A 21,824-nucleotide genomic window follows, 5' to 3' on the forward strand; every position below is an offset into this window, starting at 1 on the left:
TCCAGGCGAAAGAGTACAACTGGATGTAACTAAATTGAGAGATAAAGCTTATCAATTTACTGCTATTGATGATTGTACCCGAATGAAAGTGATTACAAACAATCGGGAATAAATGAAATTATACAAGTCGTTCAGGCTGGCAAACCTATTAAGGATGAAAAATATAAATTTATTTCCAGCCATACAGCCAGAAGGTCATTCGCAACAAATCTTTATGAAGCAACAAAAGATTTGGTTTTGGTCTGCCGATATATGGGGCACTCAAATGTCAAACAAACGCAACGGTATTTATGTGCGTCCGGCGATCATTACATCGCTGCAAAAGCATATCTGAATCAATTTAATATATAAACAAGAAGTAATGACAGGTCTTTAAATTAAATATAATTATGGAAAAAGAAAGTACCTTTTCAACACCCCAACAGGTGCTAAAAAACATTGAGTTCGAACTGCAAACTCTGGCAGAATACATGAAAATGTCACAGGGATAGAATAATAATGCTATTTTTCTCTCAAACGTTGGTAATGAACACCTAAACGCCAAATTAGGTAGCAATCTGGGATTAATGGGATTATTGGTTGATAGTATGTCCGATAATGACAACTTCGCAGACCTTATACTTCATTCTGCTATTTATTACATGAGAACCAACCAAAGAATGAAAGATAAGTGTATAATGCTACCGTCAAAATCGCCTATTGGCTCTGAAATTCTAAAAAGCGTACTTGAAATAATTAAAAATAGCACTAAAGACAACAACGATGGATCAGAAGAATGGTAATAAAAATATATTAAAGTCTGAACTAAGGAAAATGGTTAGTTCCGGTAAAACGTTCGGTGAAAACATTTCAGATATAGGCGATTCCCTTTTGCTTATCGGCTGTATCAATGAAGAAAATAATAACGGTACAAAAGATCGTACTCACGCCGAAATTATAATGTGTGGAGAATCGGCAAATATATCACAGGCAATATTTGCAGCAATGATGAAAGAAACAGGAATAGCAAATATTATTCTTACGTCTCTGCATCTGTATGTAGACAGGGCAATTGAAAAAATGGATAGGTACATTCTGGCAAAAGTTATCGCTGCCCTTAAAGGTAATGCCGATCCCGATTTCCAGAAATTTAAAGAACAGGGTAAAAATAAAAACTGGAACTAAATTCTACATATCCTCTTAAATAAACTGTAATAGTAAAGAGGGATTGTTTTTGCAATCCCTCATATAATTACAATAAATTCTTCATCGCTTCATCAATCTGACTATTTTCAAAGCTATCTAAATATATCTGTGTAACTTTTTCTGAACTATGTCCTAATGATTCAGATATAATAGAGGTATTCACTCCACTACGTTTTAATACAGTTGCGTAGGTATGGCGTGCAACATAGGTAGTAAGATTAGTTTCTATTCCTGCTAATTTCTCAATAGCTTTCAAATTCTTGTTTATATGTCCTGTGTATTTGTGGATGCGATTAAATTTCTGTATTGCAGTAATATGTATCTTCTTTTCTAAAATAGGAAATATATAATCATGCTCTGTTTTGGTAGCATCATAATATTTGTCTATGATATTTTTTGCTTCATCCTGTAAGAGAATATTAAACTCTCTTTTCGTTTTTTGACGAATATAATGTAGCCGTGTATCAATAATATCTTTATATTTCAAATTGGCAATATCTGTAAAATTTATCCCACCTTGCAAATAGTTGAACACAAAAATATCTCTGCTTAATTGCATCAGCTTAGATTCTTTGTTAAGTTCAAGATTTATTATTCTCTTTATATCATCTTTTGTAATTGCTCGTTTTATCGTTTTAGTACTGAATTTCGATATTTTAAAAGAATTGAAAGGATAACTATCTTTCCGAACTATATTTTGCTCAATAGCCTTATTAAACGCACTCCTTAATGTTCTAAATAATAGACTTATGGTTGTTGATGCGCAATTCTTATTTAATAACCACTTTTCATATTTAATAAGCCAATCTGTATTTATATCTGCAAATAGAAAATCAAGTTTATGAGTCTTTGTAAATGACTTTAAAGATAGAAGAGAGTCATTATAAATCTTTGCGTTCCCAATGTTATTAGCTAATTTATAATTAGATATCAATTCTGTATAAAATTCTCCTACAGTCTGTATTTTTATCGTTCTCTCTGTATTCTGGATTAAAGTCGTTGCTGTATAATCTTTCGAAACGACATTCATTTCCAATATTTGTTCAGAATATTCAGCTAATTTATCCGCTATGATTTTTTGAATCTGTTCTTTATTCGGACAGTTTTTTCGTGGTTTATTCTTTTCGAAGTCCCAATATTGGGAATTAAGCGAAATACCAAGACTTTTATATTTCTTTTTGTTGTCTTTGCAGACACGAATCATTAAAGGGTGTTCTCCATTTGAAAGTGTTTTTGACTTGAATAACACTACATTAACTGTTGCGTTCATCGGTTTAACTGGTTTAACGCTTGGTTTAACTCAGTACAAAAAAACATTATAAACCGTATGAAAATAGTCTATATAATTAAAACAAAAAAAGCAGCTACTTTATCGTAACTACTTCATTGTGAAAGTGATCCGAGCGGGATTCGAACCCACGACCCACAGCTTAGAAGGCTGTTGCTCTATCCAGCTGAGCTACCGGACCATCCTTTTTGCTTTTTAGCGAGTGCAAAGATAATGTTTTTTGTAAAAATAAAAAGACTTTGTCTCAAAAGTTTTCTATTCCTGCCTGTTTATATTGTTCTCTAAACCATTCAACCCTTTGTACAGGAAGTTATTGAAATCAAGTTCGAAGTTGGTGGTGAAAATATCTTTTGCCAAAGAAGCTTCTATTTCAGAGAGTTTCCAGAAACGGCCATCGGAAAGTTCTTCCTTATTTAGTTCGAAGTCTCCATTATAAATAGTATAGAAACAATAACTCAGTTCCCGCTCATTATCTGTTTCTATTATATACTTTGTTATAAAATGAGGTCGGATATCAGATAAACCAAGCTCTTCCGAGGCTTCACGTAAAGCTGCCTCAACAGCAGACTCATTCATATCGATATGCCCTGCTACGGATGAGTCCCAGCGATTGGGCTGAACATCTTTCAGTGGAGATCGTTTTTGCAGGAACAATTGTCCTTTACTATTAAAAATATGAAGATGGATGACGGGATGCAGCAATTTTGAACCATTGTGGCAAACACTTCGCGGTGCCTGCCCTGTAATGTTGCCATCTTCATCCACTAATGGAAATATTTCTTCTTGCATCTTTTAAATATCTCTGTACAAAAGACTTTCAGAACGACCTTTACGGAAGATCATAGCATCATTTTTGATGCCTTTTCTTAACACCTCTTGTTGTTCCGGGGATAAAGATACTATTTCCTTGCAATGATCGGAGCAACAACTATTCATTTTCGCAGCACATTCATCACATTGAATAAATAAAAGATGACAACCGTCATTCTTGCAATTGACATGTGTGTCACACGATTTTCCGCACTGATGACAATGGGAAATTATATCATCGGTAATGCGTTCCCCCAGCCGGTTGTCGAAAACAAAGTTCTTACCGACAAATTTTGATTGTAATCCTTCGTCTTTGACCTGTCGGGTGTACTCTATTATACCACCTTCGAGTTGATACACATTCTGAAAACCCTGATGCTTAAAATAAGCGCTGGCTTTTTCGCAGCGTATACCTCCGGTACAATACATCAATAGCTTCTTAGTTTCTTTATAGTTTTTCAGTTGTTCATTGATTATAGGTAAAGATTGCCTGAATGTATCCACATCGGGTGTTATAGCCCCCTCGAAATGACCGATCTCGCTTTCGTAGTGATTGCGCATATCTATCACTATTGTATCAGGATCTTCCATCATTCGGTTAAAGTCTCTCGCTTTTAGATGTATGCCGATATCAGTAACATCGAATGTGTCATCATTCAGCCCATCGGCGACAATTTTATCCCTGACTTTTATCTTCAGTTTCAAAAATGACATGTTATCATGTTCCACTGCTATATTCAGCCTTATCCCATTGAGAGAAGGGTAGGAGTAAAGATGCTCTTTAAATATATCGAAATTACTAGCGGGCAGGGATAACTGCGCATTGATCCCTTCGTTCGCCACATAGATACGCCCAAGTACATCCAGCTCGCTCCACCTGATAAACAATTCATCCCTGAACTGTTGCGGATCGGAGATATGAGCATAGGCATAAAATGATAACGTTAATCGTCGTAATCCGGCTTCTTCTATGAGTTTTGCCCTTTCGTCGGCGCTCATCGTATTATATAATTGCATGTTATATAAATTTAGAATGATTATATATAATGCAAAGGTATTATACAAGTTGGTTTCCGTTTATCCTTTTTCTATCGATAATTTTGATGTATGATAGATTGTTAAAAAGTTGAGCTTCTGAACATCTCATTTTCAGAAATATTGTTACTTTGCCATTCTTTAAATAGATGAAATTATAATGGTAGAACAAATTGAATTTTCATTAAATCCTCATGCCAGAGGTTTTCACCTGATAACAGGGGAGATATTGCAGAATCTGCCATCCTTGCCCGAAAAAGGGCTGCTAAACCTGTTTATAAAACATACTTCTGCCGCATTAACAATAAATGAAAACGCCGATCCTGATGTGAGGGAAGATATGGAAGCAATATTCAACCGTTTGGTGAAAGAGCGTGAGCCCTATTATGTTCATACTTTAGAGGGAGATGACGATATGCCTGCCCATGCCAAAGCAACACTCACGGGAGTAAGTATTACTATCCCGATAACAGGTAAAAGACTGAATATGGGTATATGGCAAGGAATTTATTTATGTGAATTTCGTAACTATGGAGGAAGTCGTAAGATAGTGGCAACAATAATAAGTTAATCTACCCACATCATATCACTCATTATGCCGTCGGAAATAAATATACCGTTGCGTGCCAGCTTCAGAACATTGTCCTGATTAGTGGCAAAGCCTTGATCCACGTACTTCTGTACATTTCTTAGTGCATACTCTTTCATGAATGAACCAAACAGTTTTTCGAGTTTCAGTAAATCCACTCCCCACATTGTTCGCATTCCTGTAAGGATAAAGTCGTTGTAACGGGTGTTTTTATCCAGATATTCGATTTCTGTTTTTGGAACAGACATATTAATACCTTCGATGTATTTAGATATGGAAGCGATATTCCATGCGCGGTTCTGTCCATCATAAGAATGGGCGGCAGGCCCCAAACCGAGATACTTTGCATCCAGCCAGTACGAACTGTTATGTCTCGAATACAATCCGTTACGGGCAAAATTAGATATCTCATAATGTTCGAATCCTGCATCGGATAATTTATCTATCATTACCGAAAACATTTCCACACTCAGGTCTTCATTCACAGGCTTTACATTACCGTGTTTAAACAGGCGGTACAGCCGGGTGCCTTGTTCGTATATTAAATGATAGGAAGAAATATGTTGTATGTTGAGGTTGATGGCCTCATGCAGATTCTTTTGCCATATCTCCATTGTTTGATTTGGCAATCCATACATCAGATCGATACTGATATTTTCGAAGCCGTTATCCTGACTGCGTTTTACGGCTTCTTTCGCCTGAATGGCCGAATGCCTGCGTTTCAGGAATTGAAGTTCTTTATCATCAAAGCTTTGGATACCTATGCTTAACCGGTTGAACGGAAGGTTTTTTATACTTTCCAGATAGCGGATATTCAGATCGTCGGGATTAGCTTCCATGGTGATCTCTGCGTCTCCGGCAATCTCGAAATTATTATTGAGCGTATCGAATATACGGAGGAAATTGTCATAAGATAGTTGCGATGGTGTTCCTCCGCCAAAATATATAGTGTTTACGGTTTCTTTTCCGATATAACTATTGCGTAATTCTATTTCTTTGCACAAAGCATTTACATAATCCTCTTTGGGTGATATATCGGTACGGGTATAGAAATCGCAATAGATACACCTCGTTTTACAAAACGGAACGTGAATATAAATACCTGCCATCGAAAGAATTATTCTTTATACATCATATCAATAAGATCCTTGTACTTTTCTGCCACAAACTTACGCTTAATCTTCAGTGTATTGGTTAGTTCTCCACCTTCCATAGAGAATGGTTCGGGCAATATCGTATATTTTTTAATTTTTTCGTACGGCGCAAAATTGGCCTGCAACAATTCGATGCGCCCATCCAGCATCCGCAGGATATTGACATTCTCATACAAATCCTCAATTTTATCGTAGTCTATATGATGTTCATTCGCATAATCAATGAAAGCCTGAGGGTTCGGTATGATAAGGGCACTCACAAATTTGCGTTCATCGGCTATCACAGCTATCATATCTATAAATTTGTCTTCCGCCACTTTCATCTCGATAGCTTGCGGGGCAATATATTTTCCGTTAGCTGTTTTAAAGAGGTCTTTTATGCGCTCTGTAAGATAGAGTACATTCCCTTCGAGTCGACCGGCATCACCTGTGCGGAAAAAGCCGTCTTCGGTGAATACTTTTGAGGTTTCCTCTGGTTTATTATAATATTCCCTCATCACGGTTTTACCCTTTACCAGTATTTCGTTATTATCCGGATCGATCCTCACATATACTTCCGGCATGATTGTGCCTAAAGATCCGATGATGAATCTTTTTCCGGGATAGAAACTCACTGTTGCCGAGGTTTCTGTTAGTCCATATCCCACTATTATAGGTATATTTACAGACTGTAGGAATTCATCTATCGAAGGGGAGAGCGGAGCGCCGGCACATGGAAATATATTCCCTTTTTCAATTCCCACAACCATTTTCAATACACGGAATATAGTGTTATTGTATAAAAAGAATTTGATACGTGTACCCAGCGGGGCTCTTAGCCCGTTGTTCTTAAAGTCCAGATTATATTTTCTTCCGGTCTTCATCGAATCGGTATACAACCACTTCATAAGCCCTTTCGACTCCGATATCTTTTCCGATACTCCGGCGTATACCTTTTCCCAGAAGCGGGGTACACTACACATGATAGTCGGCCTTATCTGTTTGATGGATTTTTGAATTTCTTTGGCATCCTGATTAATGGCTATTGTCATCCCTTTATGCAGGGCGTAGTATGTCCATGCACGTTCAAAGATATGCGCCAGTGGCAGGAAGTTCATAGACAGGTCTTTGTTTGATGTCATAGTCAGGCGCTCGTCATGGATATGAAAAACCTGAATGAAACAAGAGTGGGGGAGGACTACACCTTTTGGCTCTCCGGTAGTTCCCGATGTATAGATAATGCAAGCTATATCGTCGTCCTGCCGTGATTTCATCCTGACACGAACCATTACTTCCGCATTGGAATTCTCACCGGTGGCAATAAAATCATCAAAATAGATAGAAGTCTTATCTTCAGGGTGGAATTTTACATTCGGATCGAAAACTATAATTCTTTTTAGGGGAGACGATGCTTTTTGCTGTACTTTGAAAGCATTGTTATACTGGAATTGTTCGCCTGCGAAAAGTAGTTCCACATTGGCATCATTAACAATATATTCTACCTGTATGGGCGATGATGTGGCATAAATCGGTATGGAAATACACCGGTTTGCGTAAGAACCAAAATCGGTGTACAGGTACTGTGGCATATTCTGGGAATATACGGCTATCTTGTCACCCTCATTCACACCCATCTCAGCCATTGCCCAGGCAGTCTTCATAATATTGTCGGAAAATTTCCGCCACGATATGCTTTTCCACTTCTTTTCGTACGGGTTCCTATACTTCAAGGCTGTTTTTTTTCCGTACCTGATGGCTTGACGATGCACCAGTATTGATAGATGATAATAGTTCATGGGGGCTATTTTTGGTTTTTAGTATCTGCAAAGTTACTGTTTAATATGGAAAAATGATTATAGAAAGCTGTTTTTTATAGTTGCGCAGGCATTAGTTGTCGTGTGAATAAATGGCTGTTTATCTATTTATTACTGGACTTGCAGGCAAAATCTGCATTTTTCTTTAGGAACTTTATCAATGAAGAAATAGTAGTTAGTAGAGATGATTTTTTTTAATGAAGAATATCGAAAATAAAATATGTAAGAAACAACGTTCATCAGAACGTAGAGTAGCTAATTGGCTCCGCTTTACTCTGCCGAACGTTGTTTGTCAGGTTTTGTTACTTGTCATGCCGGAGCGAAGCGGAGCATCTGACAAAGAAAATCTTTCGTCTCTCAGGATGACAGAAGAAAATAAAAAATGAAAATATGCGTCAACTTTGTCAACTTTTAATAAATTCAGGTATATTATTTCTAATGAATAAAGACTCTGCCAAATCGTCATATTTTATTTTTTCTTCTTTAATTTTCTATTTTGGCACAGCATTTGAACAATAAATAGTGTCGCTGAAAGGCGGGAAAATATAGAATTGAAACAATAACAAATAAATATAAATTACAAAATGGGAAAAATCATAGGAATTGACTTAGGTACCACAAACTCTTGTGTGTCGGTACTTGAAGGTAACGAACCGATCGTTATCGCAAACAATGAAGGTAAAAGAACGACTCCTTCTGTAGTTGCTTTTATCGAGGGAAATGAACGCAAGGTGGGTGATCCTGCAAAACGTCAGGCTATTACTAATCCTGAAAAGACAATATATTCCATAAAGAGATTTATGGGAGAAACATGGGATCAGGCGAAACCTGAAGTTCCACGAGTACCTTATAAAGTGGTAAAAGGTGATAATAACACACCTCGTGTAGACATAGACGGACGTCTTTACACTCCGCAGGAAATCTCTGCTATGATACTCCAGAAAATGAAGAAAACAGCAGAAGATTATCTTGGACAGGAAGTTAGCCGTGCAGTGATCACTGTTCCTGCATACTTTAACGACGCACAGCGTCAGGCAACTAAAGAAGCCGGGGAAATTGCTGGTCTGAAAGTAGAGCGTATCGTTAACGAACCTACAGCCGCTGCTCTTGCTTATGGTCTTGATAAAACAAATAAAGACATGAAGATCGCGGTGTTTGACCTTGGTGGTGGTACATTCGATATCTCCATCCTTGAACTTGGTGATGGTGTATTCGAAGTAAAATCAACAAACGGTGACACGCACCTCGGTGGTGACGACTTTGATAACGTGATCATCAACTGGCTGGCCGAAGAATTCTTAAATGATGAAAGAGTTGACCTGCGTAAAGATCCGATGGCTCTTCAACGTCTGAAAGAAGCTGCGGAAAAAGCTAAAATTGAGCTTTCTAGTACAACTTCCACAGAGATCAACCTGCCATACATTATGCCGGTAGATGGTATTCCAAAACACTTGGTAAAAACCTTGACCCGTGCTAAATTTGAACAATTGGCTGACACTCTTATCCGTAAATGTATCGAACCTTGCCGTCAGGCTTTGAGCGATGCCGGATACAGTGCGAAAGATATAGATGAAGTAATTCTTGTGGGTGGATCGACACGTATACCTGCAGTACAGACTGAAGTAGAGAAATTCTTCGGAAAAGCTCCGTCAAAAGGTGTTAACCCGGATGAAGTGGTTGCTGTAGGTGCTGCTATACAAGGTGGTGTATTAACTGGGGAGGTAAAAGATGTATTGTTGCTTGATGTTACTCCGCTTTCACTTGGTATAGAAACGATGGGTGGTGTAATGACTAAACTGATAGAATCGAATACAACTATCCCTACAAAGAAAAGCGAGACATTCTCTACAGCTGCCGACAATCAGCCGTCTGTACAGATCAATGTGCTACAGGGAGAACGTCCGATGGCAAGAGATAACAAGCAGATCGGAGTATTCAACCTCGATGGTATACCAGCTTCTCCTCGTGGAGTGCCTCAGATCGAAGTTACATTCGACATCGATGCTAACGGTATATTGAGCGTATCGGCAAAAGATAAAGCAACCGGTAAGGAACAGTCGATCCGTATCGAAGCATCTTCTGGTCTTAGCGACGCTGAAATCCAGAAGATGAAAGATGAAGCCGCCGCTAACGCCGAAGCAGACCAGAAAGAAAAAGAAAGAATAGATAAACTGAATCAGGCCGACTCTATGATCTTCCAGACTGAAAAACAATTAAGCGAATTGGGAGACAAAGTTCCCGCCGAACAGAAAGCTCCAATTGAAGCAGCTTTGAATAAACTGAAAGATGCACATAAAGCTCAGGATATTGCAGCCATAGATTCTGCTATGGAAGAAATGAACAAATTGCTGCACGAAATGAGCCAGAATATGTATAATCAACAGCAACAGGCGGGTGCAAATCCGAACCAGCAGGCTGGCGGCAATGCAGGAGGTCAGTCAAACGGAGGAGACAATGACGTGACCGATGTAGATTTTGAAGAAGTGAAATAAAAGTCGATTAAAATCGATTAGTAAAAATAATAAAACCGCAGTAAATGAACTACTTACTGCGGTTTTTACTTTGTATAAAGTTTTCAATATTGCTTGTTTTTAATCAATTTTTATCATATATTTGTACCATACTTGTACCGGAACTTATTTAGTGGCGAAGTGGAACTTATGAGCACTTATGACTACTAATGAGTACTTAAATAGTGATGAAGATACCGATGAATAAGATTCAGAAACAATGTGAAGTGTGTGGACAGTCTTTCGTTCCGAAGACGGTCGATTCTGTTTATTGCTCAAAAAAATGTGGTGCAGCAGCATATAGAAAGAAGAAAGAACAGAAGAAAAAGGAAGAAGAACAGCAAGCTGTAATAGAAAAGATTTCTGCTGACCGCCAATATATTTCTGTTCCTGAAGCAATCGCACTTTTTGGAGTTGCTAAAAGCACACTTTATCGCCTTATTCGCCAAAAACGAATTCCGGCGATCAATTTAGGTGCTCGTTTAGTTAGAATTGATCGCGCAGCCATAGAGGAAATGTTTCCGATTAGACAAACACCCCTTAAAGAAGCAAAACCCACAGCAAAATTATATAGTCTTGAACCACAAGATTGCTATACAATTGGTGAAGTATCCAAGAAATTTGGAATCTCAGACAGTTCCGTTTACAAACATATCCGCAAATATTCCATTCCCACACGGCAGATTGGAAAATATGTTTATGTGCCAAAATCGGAAATCGACAACATATATATATAAAATAAGCCCATGAAAGAACTCACGAACACCAAAGTAACCGTTCGGCTTCGCAAAGCAGAAGACCGAAAGGAGTGGTATGTTTATATCGAAAGTTATCCGGTGTTCGTTCCGGGCAAACAAACACCACAACGTATTCGTGAATACCTCAATCGCAGTGTAACCACAGTAGAATGGGATAAAAAACGAACTGCCCGAACCGAGGCAGATGGAACAAGAACCTATAAACCCAAGCGTGACGATAACGGAATTATTATGTGTCGAAGTGAAAAAGATCAGGAAACTATGCTGTATGCCGATGGTGTTCGTAAGCTTCGACAACGTGAGTACGACAATGCCGATTTATACAGCGATACAGAAAACGCTCAAGCCGAGCAAAAAGAACGTTTGCAACAGGATTTTATAACTTATTTCAATAAAGTGGCAGCCAAACGTCATGCAAACAGTTCAACCTCTATTCAAACCAATTGGCAGCGTACCAACGAATTTCTAAAGCAATCTACAGAAGGTTCTTTGCTGTTTTCTCAAATTGACAACCGCTTTGCCGAAGGGTTTAAACGGTTCCTGTTATCTGCTCCATGTGGGGGTAATCGCAGTGGAACGATTTCGCACAATACGGCTGCTACTTATTTCTCTATTTTCAAGGCTGCACTGAAACAAGCTTTTGTGGATGGCTATCTAACGGTAGATTTATCGGCTAAAATCAAAGGTATTCAGGAACAGGAATCCAGAAGAGAATATTTGACCGTTGAAGAACTCAACACCCTTGCCGCTACTCCTTGCGAACGGGATGTATTGAAACGGGCAGCGCTTTTTTCTGCACTTACAGGCTTGCGACATTGTGATATCCAAAAGCTTCGTTGGAAAGAAATTAGCATAGACGGCAAGCAAGCCAAATTGCATTTTACGCAACAGAAGACGAAAGGCGTTGAGTATACTCCTATTTCAGAGCAAGCCTTATTACTATGTGGTGAACCCCGACAACCCGAACAATTGGTATTTGAAGATCTTCCGGATCCGGCATGGATCTCCAAGCCTTTAAAACGTTGGGTAGAAGCAGCCGGAATTACCAAGAAGATCACATTCCATTGCTTTCGGCATACGTATGCTACTCTTCAACTAAGCAGTGGTACAGACATTTATACCGTTAGTAAAATGTTGGGACATACCAATGTGAAAACGACACAGATTTATGCCAAAGTGGTAGATGAGAAGAAGAGTAAAGCGGCACAAGCTATTCGATTAAAAACAATAAATACCACAAAAGAATGAAAAACAACCTTTTGGAACAGATTATTCTCTATGTATTGGTTGCCTGTGTCGCTATGGCAATCGCAACATTGGCGCGGATATCTGCTGTATCGTTAGGAGCTGACAGTTTCACGGCATTTATTGTGTTTGTGGTAGTAATAGGAATTGAGGTGGTGGTATACCTGAGTATTCATGTGATTTTACAAAGTTTAATGCTGCCTTGGATAGAAAAACTGTTATTGAAAATCCCATATTTCAAAAACAAATCTAGACTGAAACCTACTGTTAAATCCTCATCTGAGACAATCACAGAACAACCCTCTCCGCCTACTTTAGACGAAATTCGGAACGAGCAACAGCAAAACAAAGCGAAACAACAGGAAGAAAAATTGAGGGTAGCTTTAGACTATACCCGAAAAGTTTTTGCGCTGTATGTTTCTGATCAGCATGTCGAATTGCTCTGCAACAATGTAAAAGTATATGCCAATAAATTGGATTTGGAAAACCTGCAAGCAATAAAAACCAATCAAGAATTAGCACAAATTGATATTTTGCATTTCGGGTGGAATATTTGGAATCACTTCAGGGTTGGAAAACAAATTGAAGTTGCCCGTTTCCTGAAAATTGTATTTCCTGATATTCTAAAGGAAGCTGAAGTTGATAGTATTAAAAGTCATTTGAAAGATGATGAGTTAAAAGGGGTGATTAAGATACAAGAGAGTTTTACAAAAAAATAGACAAAAAATGGATCAGAAAACTATCAAATTTCAACAGATAAGTGACACTATTTTTGAAGATGACAATGCTGCATTAAAACTAATCTCATTGTTTGAATCTGGGAAAGTTGATTTTAAACTTGCGACAGCTATAGAAAATATTATAATGGATGCAAATATGCTCCGAGAGGATAATGGGGAGTTTTTAGTCCATTTTAACTTGCTTCCAGAATGGGAAGAAAAATTCAGAATGGATTATTTCTTCGAGAAGCCAGCAATACTCGCAACACATGGAGTCAGAATATTAATAAAAAATACAGATGTTACTGCATTTAAACAATCAATTGGAGAAGGTATAAAACAAGCCTCTATAAAAATTAATGCATTTCGAGGAGATTTAGATGATAACAAATGGGAAAATGCCAAACAATCGGCTTTTTATCGGTATGATTGCGATAAATTTGCTGCTTATTCTTGTGGAATACTTTATGATATTACAACGAGTAAGGATCAAGATTCTTCATGGAAAAATTGTGTAAAAATAGAAATTAACAATCGAACAATATTATTTTATCATGTGAGAATCGAAGATAGTCTTGGATACTTTGTATTCAAAACAAATGATCCAATTAATCATGATGATTTTTTACATATTATTAATGCAATAAGAGCCGCATTTTCTCTAATTTCAGGTTTTTATATCGCAGATAGTGCTTATTTCTTTTCTATGCAAAAGGGAAAGAAAGATACATTAACCTATCGTTATGAAAATTTTAATGAAACAATACATACAGAAAGACCTCTATTAGACAATCATTCATATCAAGATATCTCTCAAAAAGAATTACAGTTAACCTCTGATCAATTCGCATATCTTGTAAAGTTGCTATGTGAAAATGAAGAGTTACTTCGCTCCTGCATATTACTCACGCAAGCTAGTAATATAAACGGTTTGTCTAAGGGATGTCTGGCTGCAGTTGCATTAGAAACTATTACTAATGTAATTGTACCTAAAGATAAAATAATCAAACCACTAATAGAAGATAAAGAAATCAATAGTCAACTGAAATATGAATTAAAAAAGTCACTAAAAAAAATCAAAAATAAAGTAGCAAAATCTATATACGATTCATTAGAGAGTAAATTAGGCAAAATAAATGAACAGTCAAACTCTTCAAAGTTAGGCTCTCCATTTGCAGCTCTAAACATTGATTTAGACGACGAAGATCTATACTGTATATCATGTAGAAATCGTTTTCTGCACGGTTCTTTACCTACACCAACGACAGAACTTTTCAAGTCATTAACGAATGATGAATTATTGAAACTTGTCTGCAATCGTTTGATAATGCTATCCACTATGCTTATCTTAAAAAAGATAGGCTATGAACATGATGTTGTTGATTGGGGATATACTGAAATCGGAATAAGAAGAATGATGATAAAGGGAGAATCTGTTAGTGGTATAGGTCGAGCACATAGAACAATTGGTAATTAAAACCTATAAGCAACTTTTATCTTTTTCATGATTCTCATCCACCAATAACTAAAGAATATCAGCAACTTAAGTGTTTTCTTAGTGTTTGTCTAGTGTTGCGGAACACAGGGGAAACACTTTTTTCATTTGCACCATAACCATTAAAAACAATTGTTATGAGTACGAATGAAATTACTTTTGAAAATCTGCCCAAGGCAGTAGCCCGATTGGCTGACGAAATAGCCGAGATCAAATTTTTAGTCGAGAAAGGACAAACGTCTGTTGTCTCAAAAAAACGAATACCGATAGGTATTGATGAAGCATGCCAAATAATTGGTAAAGCAAAACCCACCGTTTACACACTTGTCCGCAAACGACAACTCCCTTGCTACAAAAACGGTAAAAAACTCTACTTCTTTGAAGATGAATTACTGGATTGGATTGCGAAAGGAAAAAAGAAAACCATGCAGGAGATTGAAGCTGAAGTAGAAGCCAATTTCAAAAAACGTTCAAAAGACTTATCAAAATGAACCTGTTTGAACTGTTAGCCAACTTTTGGCGATTGGACGAGCATCACAATTTCAGCGGTAACGAAACCCGTTTATATTTCTTTCTGATTCATTTGGCAAACCGTTCGTTTTGGCCAGAGTGGATTGAGTTTGCAGATAAACGGATGGTTGCCAACGCCAATTTCTCTTTACAGGTATTGAAGTCTGCCCGCGACCGCTTGAAAGCTGCCGAACTGTTGGACTACCTACCCGGAGGAGGCTTTAGGGTTAAAACTAAGTATCAGATTCTGACACCTAAGTCTAACCTTAAACCCGCACCATACTATATAAATACAAAAGACAAAAAATCAAATATAAAATCAAATGGAAAAAAGAAAGGATTTGTCCATACGGGAAGTGATTTCGACTAATCAGCATTTTTATCAGGCATTGCAGAAAGATGCCCAAGAAATTGTTTCCGGTGAAAAAGAAAAAATACAGAAACGTCGTTTGTGTCTGCCGCTCTCCTATTCCGATTTTCGGGAGCTTTTTCTTTCATTCGGAACAGTATGTTTATGCAGCCGAAATCAAAATAGGGAGTTTATTATTGATGAAAACAACGAACCTTTGATAGAACAGCTTTACTATTATGTTACCAACAACACCTCTTTCGCAGGCGATTTAAACAAAGGAATAATGCTGCAAGGAAAATACGGCAGCGGTAAAACTATTATTATGGAAACTTACGCACTGCTTCACAATCATATTATACGAAAATTTTGCTTGAATCAGCCTTTGTATCTTTTCATTAAGTCCGTTGAATTGCAGGAGCAAATCGTAAAACAATCGGCAAGCACATTTGCTCGGCGACCATTAATCATTGACGAATTTGGGCGGGAATCAAAAACGGTACAAGATTTTGGCAATATCAGCCACCCCATATCAGAATTGTTAAGCCTAAGAAGTGATGTTGGAGTGGTTACGCACGGAACGACCAACTTCACTATGAGTACACTTTCGTCCGATGATTTTTATGGCGGAATGATTGGTGACCGCCTCAAAGCGATGTTCAACTTTATGACATTAAAAGGTGAAAGCCGTCGAGTTTAAGCTTCCACATAATGGCTCTCTATTCGCGAGCAATGTAGCAAGAGGGAACTGGACAAGCCCTGTTCTATCCTCTTGCCCTGCGGGATTACTTGCTGTTAATCAGCAAGATATTAAGAATGAGTTTTATAAAAACTCATATAAGCCTAATCAACAAAATCCTGTTGATTAGGTGATTAACAAAATGAATTCTTATAAAAATGTTATAAATATGGAAGGAAATAAGAATAAATCGGTATTGACTACGATTGGAATTGATAAATCAACCAATCGCTTAATTGATAAATTGAGCAATCGATATAACTTGAAAAAAGGAGAGATTGTTAAGCTTGCATTTGAATACATGGATAAAGCCTGTATCAATCCGTCAGAACCTCCTGAATCAGTAAAGACAGAGATGGCGAAAATAAACAAACGACAAGATGACTTGATACGTTTTATTCGCCACTTTGAAGAGGAACAACTAAATCCAATGATTCGGGCGACACATTCAATAGCTATTCGTTTTGATGGGATAGTGAAAGATTTGGAAACACTTGTTCTTTCACAGTTGGAGAATAATCATGAAAAGTATAACACCGTACTTCAAAAAATCAGCGATACCCTTACTCAACATGCTGATGTAATAAACAATCAGGGAAAACAAATCAACTCACTACATCAACTATTGAAGCAGGATAATAAAAAGTTGTTGGAATTAATCGGACTGTATGCCGAACTTACAGCATGCGGAGTCATGGATGGGAAGCGAAAAGAAAACCTAAAAGCTGAAATCTACCAATTAATCAATGCTGAGTGATGAATATCGACTTTCCACCACCCTCTAACGGAGTCTATAATAATGCAGGCAGTAGCCGACAGTTGGCAAACTACCTCGAACATGAAGATATGGAACGAATGCAAAAAGGCATTTACACTGAAGGTTTTTTCAACCTGTCAGAGGACGATTTGTATAAAAGCCAAGTTGTTAAGGATATTGACAGTAATATTGGTCAGCTACTGAAAACGGATGCCAAGTTTTATGCTATCCATGTCAGCCCATCTGAAAAAGAATTGCAGCGAATGGGCAACACCGAGCAGGAACAAGCCGAAGCCATGAAACGGTATATTCGGGAAGTATTTATTCCCGAATACGCCAAAAACTTCAACAAAGGACTATCCGCAGAAGATATCAAGTTCTACGGAAAAATCCATTTCGACCGTGACCGCTCAAATAACAAACTAAATATGCACTGCCATTTGATTGTAAGCCGCAAAGACCAGTCTAATAAAGTAAAGATAAGTCCGCTCACCAATCACCGAAATACTAAGAAAGGAGCTATCAAAGGAGGATTTGACCGTGTAACACTATTTGAGAATGTAGAGAAAGGTTTTGATAAACTATTCGGCTACGATCGACAACTCTCCGAAACTTTTGAGTATTGTAATACAATGAAAAATGGCTCTCTTACAGACAAACTACGGATGCAGGAAAAAGAAATTGCTGGGATGGACATACCACCAAACGTAAAGCTGTTTAGTCAGCAAAACGACCAATTAGCCAACCAATCAAATATCATTCTTGATACCGCTTCAGCATTATTTTCTATTCTGCCATCAGGAGCAGAAAACAATAATATAGAAGAACCATTAATCAGACCAAAGAAAAAAAAGAAGAAACGAAGACCAAGAATATCCTAATATAGTTATTCCTTTTTCATTCCGAAAACAAAGGTATATTCCAAGAATAAAACTTCAACACCAAGCCGCAAGCGGTTTTACTGGAAATCTCCACACCTTCGCTACGCTTCGGGTAGTATTTCCTGTAAAAGTATTGCCTTATTTATTCTTTCCATAGAAAGGGTGTTTACAGATTGAAAAAGGGAAAGAATATGTAAAATTTGGTGGAAAATACGAGGTTCATTTCGTATATTTGCCAAATAATGTCAAGATAAAATTATTCAATATGCTCTTTTCCGAAAAGATAAAACAGCTACGTGAAGAAAGATCCATGCCGCAAAGATTACCGGCTGCTGAGTTGGAAATAGACACCGCAACCTACTGTAAGATTGAGCGTGGCGACAGACGAGCGAAACGCAATCAAGTTACTACTCTATCTAAAATTTTCAAAGTAAATGAGGAAGAGCTTGTTGTATTATGGCTTGCCGACCAAATAATGACATTGGTAGAAAACGACAAACAGGTAGCTGCAAAAGCACTGGAAATTGTAAAACAAAACGTATGAACGAACTATTAACATATCTCAAAGAAGAGAAACAGGCAAAGCGAAAAGGAGGCTTGTATCATAAAACACAAGTAAACCTTGCCTATAATTCAAACCGGATAGAGGGCAGCAAGTTGACTGAAGAGCAAACTCGCTACATTTTTGAAACCCGTACAATAGGTTTTAAAGATCAGGAAGCTGTACCTGTAGATGATATTATAGAGACATCCAATCACTTTGTAGCATTCGATTATCTGCTTGATACAATAGATCAGCCTCTTTCAAACGAAATTATAAAAGAGTTCCACCGAATATTAAAAACAGGAACCTCGGACGCTACCAAAGAATGGTTTCGTGTGGGTGACTGGAAAAAACTACCCAATGAAGTAGGTGGAACAGAAACTACTTTACCTCAGCATGTAGAAGCTGACATGAACAAACTTAACGATTGGTATCATGCTATCTGTGAAATTTCTTTTGAGCATATTGTTGAATACCATTCCCGTTTTGAAAAAATCCATCCATTTCAGGATGGTAACGGTCGAGTGGGTCGCCTGATTATGTTCCGAGAATGCTTGAAAAATAAGATCGTGCCATTTATCATTGACGATAATCACAAGCAATTCTACTACCGTGGCTTAAAAGAGTTTGCACATATAAGAGGCTATTTAGTAGACACCTGCCTTTCGGCGCAAGATACTTACAAAGAGTGGGTGAAGTATTTTTATCCCAATTTGGAAGATTAAGCATTGCAAAAGGAAAAATAAAAGACAATGACCAGTAAAGAAATAGAAAGCAATGTAAGGCAAATCTTTGAAAATTTCACAAAAGAGGAATTTATCTTTGATCTTTTGATTGCCTATGGTATCTCCAAAACATCTGTTACAAGAATAAAAAATGGAGACTTCAACCTTTCAAAAGTTGAGGGAGAGGTTCTTTATAAAAAGAAAGTTTTTTTTAAAGAAGGAGAATCGGATAAGCTACTTAGTACAATCGAAATACTTTCAAGAGAGGAGCGAATACTTAAGCACAATCCTCGATTTATCATTGTTACCGACTACAAAACGTTAGCCGCAAAAGATTTAAAGACAAAAAAGAATCTGGATGTTGCATTGGATGAATTACCAAAGTATTTCGATTTCTTTCTGCCTTTGGCCGGAAGCGAAGTATACATTACCAAAAATAACAACAAAGCAGACAGAGAAGCGGCATATAAAATGGCCGAACTATATGATAAGCTGATTGAAGGTAATCAGGATACATATAACTCGAAAGAGAGTGTACATGAGCTGAATATATTTTTATCGCGGTTGCTGTTTTGTTTTTTTGCTGAGGATACCGAAATTTTCGAGGAAGAAGGGATGTTCACAAGCACCCTCGTACAGCATACGTTAGAGAATGGAAGCGATACACATCTTTTTTTAAACGATCTATTCAACCGCTTAAACACACAAGACGGAAGCTTGCTACCCTCGTATTTGGCTAAATTTCCTTATGTGAATGGAGGGCTTTTTAGAGACAGTATAAATTCACCTGTATTTACACCTAAAGCCAGAAGAATTTTAATTGAGCTGGGCGAGCTGAACTGGCAGGAAATCAATCCTGATATATTCGGATCGATGATTCAAGCCGTTGTTTTACCCGAATACCGAAGCGATTTGGGTATGCACTATACATCGGTAGAAAATATACTAAAGCTTATAAAGCCGTTATTTTTAGACGAGCTGTACGAAGAGTACGAAAAGTGTACTACCGAGAGTCAGCTAAGAAAGTTGATTCTCAGAATATCGAAAATAAAATTTTTCGACCCTGCCTGCGGAAGTGGTAATTTTCTGATTATCACATATAAAGAGATTAGACTTTTAGAAATACTGATTCTTCAAAAAATAATAGAGTTAAATCCAAATCCCCGTTTTGAATATACGCAAATCAGCCTTTCTCAATTTTACGGTATTGAGATTGATGACTTTGCCCACGAAATGGCTATTCTCTCACTTTGGCTGGCCGAACACCAAATGAACCTCATTTTTGAAGAACGACTTTACGGTTATGGCAAATCAAAACCTATTTTGCCTTTGAAAGAAGCAGGCAAAGTAACACAAGGAAATGCTACCCGTATTGATTGGAAAGCAGTCTGCCCTGTGTCGAAAGATGATGAGGTGTATATTATCGGAAACCCCCCATATTTAGGTGCTAGGCTTCAGGATGATGAGCAGAAAAAAGATATGCGTATTGTTTTTCATGGAGTAAATGGCTATAACAACATGGATTATATTTCATGTTGGGTTTATAAATCAAAAGATTATATATCGGGCAATAACGCTGAGGCTGCTTTTGTTACAACAAACTCTATATGTCAGGGAGAACAGGTTGCTTTACTGTGGCCTCATATACTAAATGGTCAAATAGAAATTGGGTTTGCATACCATTCTTTTAAATGGACAAATAATGCAAAAGGAACAGCCGGAGTTACAGTTATTATTTTAGGGCTACGAAATGTTTCCAATAAAGCAAAATACCTGTTTGACGAAAATATAAAAAGACTGGCAAAAAATATTAACCCCTATCTGCTCGATTCGAATAATATAGTTATTCAAGGAAAAAGTAAACCGATTTCAAAACTCCCGGAAATTAGTTTTGGAAATATGGCTAATGATGATGGGAATTTACTTTTATCAAAAACTGAAAAAGAAGATCTATTGCGAAATGAACCTGAATCTTCTTTATTTATTAAAAACCTTGTAGGAGCATTAGAGTTTATTAGGGGAATTGAGAAATATTGCCTTTGGATAGATGACGAAAATGCTGAATTCGCTTTTTCTTTACCTAAAGTTGCTGAAAGAATTGAAAGGACAAGATTGGCAAGGCAAAATAGTAAAAGAAAGTCAACACAAGAATTGAGTTCAATTCCCTATAAATTTGCAGAAATTAGATATTTACCTACAGAGGTAATAATCATACCAAGTGTATCATCGGAAAAAAGAGAATATATTCCTATAGGTTTTTTAAATTCCAATAGCATTGTCGTAGCTCCTAATTTTGCAGTCTATAACGCCCAGCCGTGGATTTTTGCTGTAATTACTTCACGCATGCACATGGTGTGGGTAAGAGCTGTTGGTGGCAGACTAAAGACTGATTATAGATATTCAGCTAAGCTATGCTACAATACTTTCCCTTTTCCCGATATTAATGTAAAACAAAAGGAGAATTTGAATCTTTACGTTTTTGCTATACTGGAAGAAAGAGAAAAGCACCCCGAAAAAACAATGGCATGGCTATACAACCCCGATACCATGCCGACAGGACTTAGAAAAGCCCACAAGGAGCTGGATGAGGCGGTTGAAAAATGCTATCGCCTCCAGCCTTTCACTACCGATACCGAACGTCTGGAGTACCTGTTTAGGCTATATGAGGAAATGACCCAAAAAGACACCTTGTTTGCCAAACAAAAGAGTAAAAGAAACCCAAAGAGTAAAAAGTAAGC

General features: G+C 37.5%; 23 protein-coding genes and 1 tRNA gene. 18 read left to right on the forward strand and 6 right to left on the reverse strand.

The window, feature by feature from the left end; all coding sequences use genetic code 11:
• The first annotated feature begins 72 nt into the window (after nucleotides 1–72).
• The 3 genes from GGR21_RS16195 (at nucleotide 73) to GGR21_RS16205 (ending at nucleotide 1,164) form a co-directional block, all read left to right on the forward strand.
• Entirely contained in the window at nucleotides 73–351 is a 279-nt protein-coding gene (locus GGR21_RS16195) for a tyrosine-type recombinase/integrase (protein ID WP_183308282.1), read from the forward strand.
• 215 nt (nucleotides 352–566) lie between these two features.
• Nucleotides 567–782, forward strand: a complete 216-nt coding sequence (locus GGR21_RS16200) for a hypothetical protein (RefSeq protein ID WP_183308283.1) — start codon at nucleotides 567–569, stop codon at nucleotides 780–782.
• The gene (locus tag GGR21_RS16205; RefSeq protein WP_183308284.1) at nucleotides 763–1,164 is read left to right on the forward strand and encodes a hypothetical protein; all 402 of its coding nucleotides are present in this window, start codon (nucleotides 763–765) and stop codon (nucleotides 1,162–1,164) included. The genes GGR21_RS16200 and GGR21_RS16205 overlap by 20 nt, the downstream gene beginning before the upstream one ends.
• Nucleotides 1,165–1,231: 67 nt before the next feature.
• Here GGR21_RS16205 and GGR21_RS16210 read toward each other — a convergent pair whose 3' ends face one another.
• The 4 genes from GGR21_RS16210 to trhO form a co-directional block, all read right to left on the reverse strand.
• Entirely contained in the window at nucleotides 1,232–2,455 is a 1,224-nt protein-coding gene (locus GGR21_RS16210) for a site-specific integrase (protein ID WP_183308285.1), read from the reverse strand.
• Between the two features lie 125 nt (nucleotides 2,456–2,580).
• Nucleotides 2,581–2,654, reverse strand: a tRNA-Arg gene (locus GGR21_RS16215).
• Nucleotides 2,655–2,728: 74 nt separating this feature from the next.
• Nucleotides 2,729–3,262: an NUDIX hydrolase gene (locus GGR21_RS16220; protein WP_183308286.1), complete on the reverse strand. Its 534-nt coding sequence runs from the start codon at nucleotides 3,260–3,262 to the stop codon at nucleotides 2,729–2,731.
• A gap of 3 nt (nucleotides 3,263–3,265) precedes the next feature.
• Nucleotides 3,266–4,300: an oxygen-dependent tRNA uridine(34) hydroxylase TrhO gene (gene trhO, locus GGR21_RS16225; protein ID WP_183308287.1), complete on the reverse strand. Its 1,035-nt coding sequence runs from the start codon at nucleotides 4,298–4,300 to the stop codon at nucleotides 3,266–3,268.
• A 178-nt stretch (nucleotides 4,301–4,478) separates the two neighbouring features.
• Here trhO and GGR21_RS16230 point away from each other — a divergent pair, with 178 nt between their 5' ends.
• Nucleotides 4,479–4,889 carry a secondary thiamine-phosphate synthase enzyme YjbQ gene (locus tag GGR21_RS16230; protein WP_183308288.1) on the forward strand — a complete coding sequence of 137 codons (411 nt, stop codon included), beginning with the start codon at nucleotides 4,479–4,481 and terminating at the stop codon, nucleotides 4,887–4,889.
• Here the strand turns inward: GGR21_RS16230 and hemW are convergent.
• A complete protein-coding gene (hemW, locus tag GGR21_RS16235) occupies nucleotides 4,886–6,016 on the reverse strand; it encodes a radical SAM family heme chaperone HemW (protein ID WP_183308289.1) in 1,131 nt (376 codons plus the stop codon). The two genes, GGR21_RS16230 and hemW, sit on opposite strands and share 4 nt — an antisense overlap.
• A gap of 8 nt (nucleotides 6,017–6,024) precedes the next feature.
• Nucleotides 6,025–7,836: an AMP-dependent synthetase/ligase gene (locus GGR21_RS16240; RefSeq protein WP_183308290.1), complete on the reverse strand. Its 1,812-nt coding sequence runs from the start codon at nucleotides 7,834–7,836 to the stop codon at nucleotides 6,025–6,027.
• 215 nt (nucleotides 7,837–8,051) lie between these two features.
• Between GGR21_RS16240 and GGR21_RS16245 the strand changes: the two genes are divergently transcribed.
• The 14 genes from GGR21_RS16245 (at nucleotide 8,052) to GGR21_RS16310 (ending at nucleotide 21,822) form a co-directional block, all read left to right on the forward strand.
• A complete protein-coding gene (locus tag GGR21_RS16245; RefSeq protein ID WP_183308291.1) occupies nucleotides 8,052–8,240 on the forward strand; it encodes a hypothetical protein in 189 nt (62 codons plus the stop codon).
• 198 nt (nucleotides 8,241–8,438) lie between these two features.
• Nucleotides 8,439–10,346 (forward strand): molecular chaperone DnaK, encoded by a 1,908-nt coding sequence (gene dnaK / locus GGR21_RS16250; protein ID WP_183308292.1) that lies wholly within the window; start codon nucleotides 8,439–8,441, stop codon nucleotides 10,344–10,346.
• Nucleotides 10,347–10,564: 218 nt separating this feature from the next.
• Entirely contained in the window at nucleotides 10,565–11,101 is a 537-nt protein-coding gene (locus GGR21_RS16255) for a helix-turn-helix domain-containing protein (protein WP_246348097.1), read from the forward strand.
• 9 nt (nucleotides 11,102–11,110) lie between these two features.
• Nucleotides 11,111–12,370 carry a site-specific integrase gene (locus GGR21_RS16260; RefSeq protein ID WP_183308293.1) on the forward strand — a complete coding sequence of 420 codons (1,260 nt, stop codon included), beginning with the start codon at nucleotides 11,111–11,113 and terminating at the stop codon, nucleotides 12,368–12,370.
• Nucleotides 12,367–13,086, forward strand: coding sequence for a mobilization protein (locus tag GGR21_RS16265; RefSeq protein ID WP_183308294.1), 720 nt, complete (start codon nucleotides 12,367–12,369; stop codon nucleotides 13,084–13,086). The genes GGR21_RS16260 and GGR21_RS16265 overlap by 4 nt, the downstream gene beginning before the upstream one ends.
• 7 nt (nucleotides 13,087–13,093) lie before the next feature.
• Nucleotides 13,094–14,563, forward strand: coding sequence for a hypothetical protein (locus GGR21_RS16270; RefSeq protein ID WP_183308295.1), 1,470 nt, complete (start codon nucleotides 13,094–13,096; stop codon nucleotides 14,561–14,563).
• A gap of 155 nt (nucleotides 14,564–14,718) precedes the next feature.
• Entirely contained in the window at nucleotides 14,719–15,072 is a 354-nt protein-coding gene (locus GGR21_RS16275; protein ID WP_183308296.1) for a helix-turn-helix domain-containing protein, read from the forward strand.
• Complete coding sequence (locus GGR21_RS16280) at nucleotides 15,069–15,461, forward strand: hypothetical protein (RefSeq protein ID WP_183308297.1); 393 nt, start codon at nucleotides 15,069–15,071, stop codon at nucleotides 15,459–15,461. The genes GGR21_RS16275 and GGR21_RS16280 overlap by 4 nt, the downstream gene beginning before the upstream one ends.
• The gene (locus GGR21_RS16285; RefSeq protein WP_183308298.1) at nucleotides 15,415–16,140 is read left to right on the forward strand and encodes a hypothetical protein; all 726 of its coding nucleotides are present in this window, start codon (nucleotides 15,415–15,417) and stop codon (nucleotides 16,138–16,140) included. Before GGR21_RS16280 ends, GGR21_RS16285 begins: the two co-directional genes overlap by 47 nt.
• Before the next feature lie 208 nt (nucleotides 16,141–16,348).
• Nucleotides 16,349–16,936 (forward strand): BfmA/BtgA family mobilization protein, encoded by a 588-nt coding sequence (locus tag GGR21_RS16290; RefSeq protein ID WP_183308299.1) that lies wholly within the window; start codon nucleotides 16,349–16,351, stop codon nucleotides 16,934–16,936.
• Nucleotides 16,936–17,817: a DUF5712 family protein gene (locus GGR21_RS16295; protein ID WP_183308300.1), complete on the forward strand. Its 882-nt coding sequence runs from the start codon at nucleotides 16,936–16,938 to the stop codon at nucleotides 17,815–17,817. The genes GGR21_RS16290 and GGR21_RS16295 overlap by 1 nt, the downstream gene beginning before the upstream one ends.
• 265 nt (nucleotides 17,818–18,082) lie before the next feature.
• Entirely contained in the window at nucleotides 18,083–18,361 is a 279-nt protein-coding gene (locus GGR21_RS16300; RefSeq protein WP_183308301.1) for a helix-turn-helix domain-containing protein, read from the forward strand.
• Nucleotides 18,358–19,086, forward strand: coding sequence for a Fic family protein (locus GGR21_RS16305; RefSeq protein ID WP_183308302.1), 729 nt, complete (start codon nucleotides 18,358–18,360; stop codon nucleotides 19,084–19,086). The genes GGR21_RS16300 and GGR21_RS16305 overlap by 4 nt, the downstream gene beginning before the upstream one ends.
• A gap of 27 nt (nucleotides 19,087–19,113) precedes the next feature.
• On the forward strand, nucleotides 19,114–21,822 hold the full coding sequence (locus GGR21_RS16310) for a class I SAM-dependent DNA methyltransferase (protein WP_183308303.1): 2,709 nt from the start codon (nucleotides 19,114–19,116) through the stop codon (nucleotides 21,820–21,822).
• The last annotated feature ends 2 nt before the right edge of the window (nucleotides 21,823–21,824 follow it).

It is taken from the genome of Dysgonomonas hofstadii, from assembly GCF_014196915.1.
Classification (GTDB): Bacteria; Bacteroidota; Bacteroidia; order Bacteroidales; family Dysgonomonadaceae; genus Dysgonomonas; species Dysgonomonas hofstadii.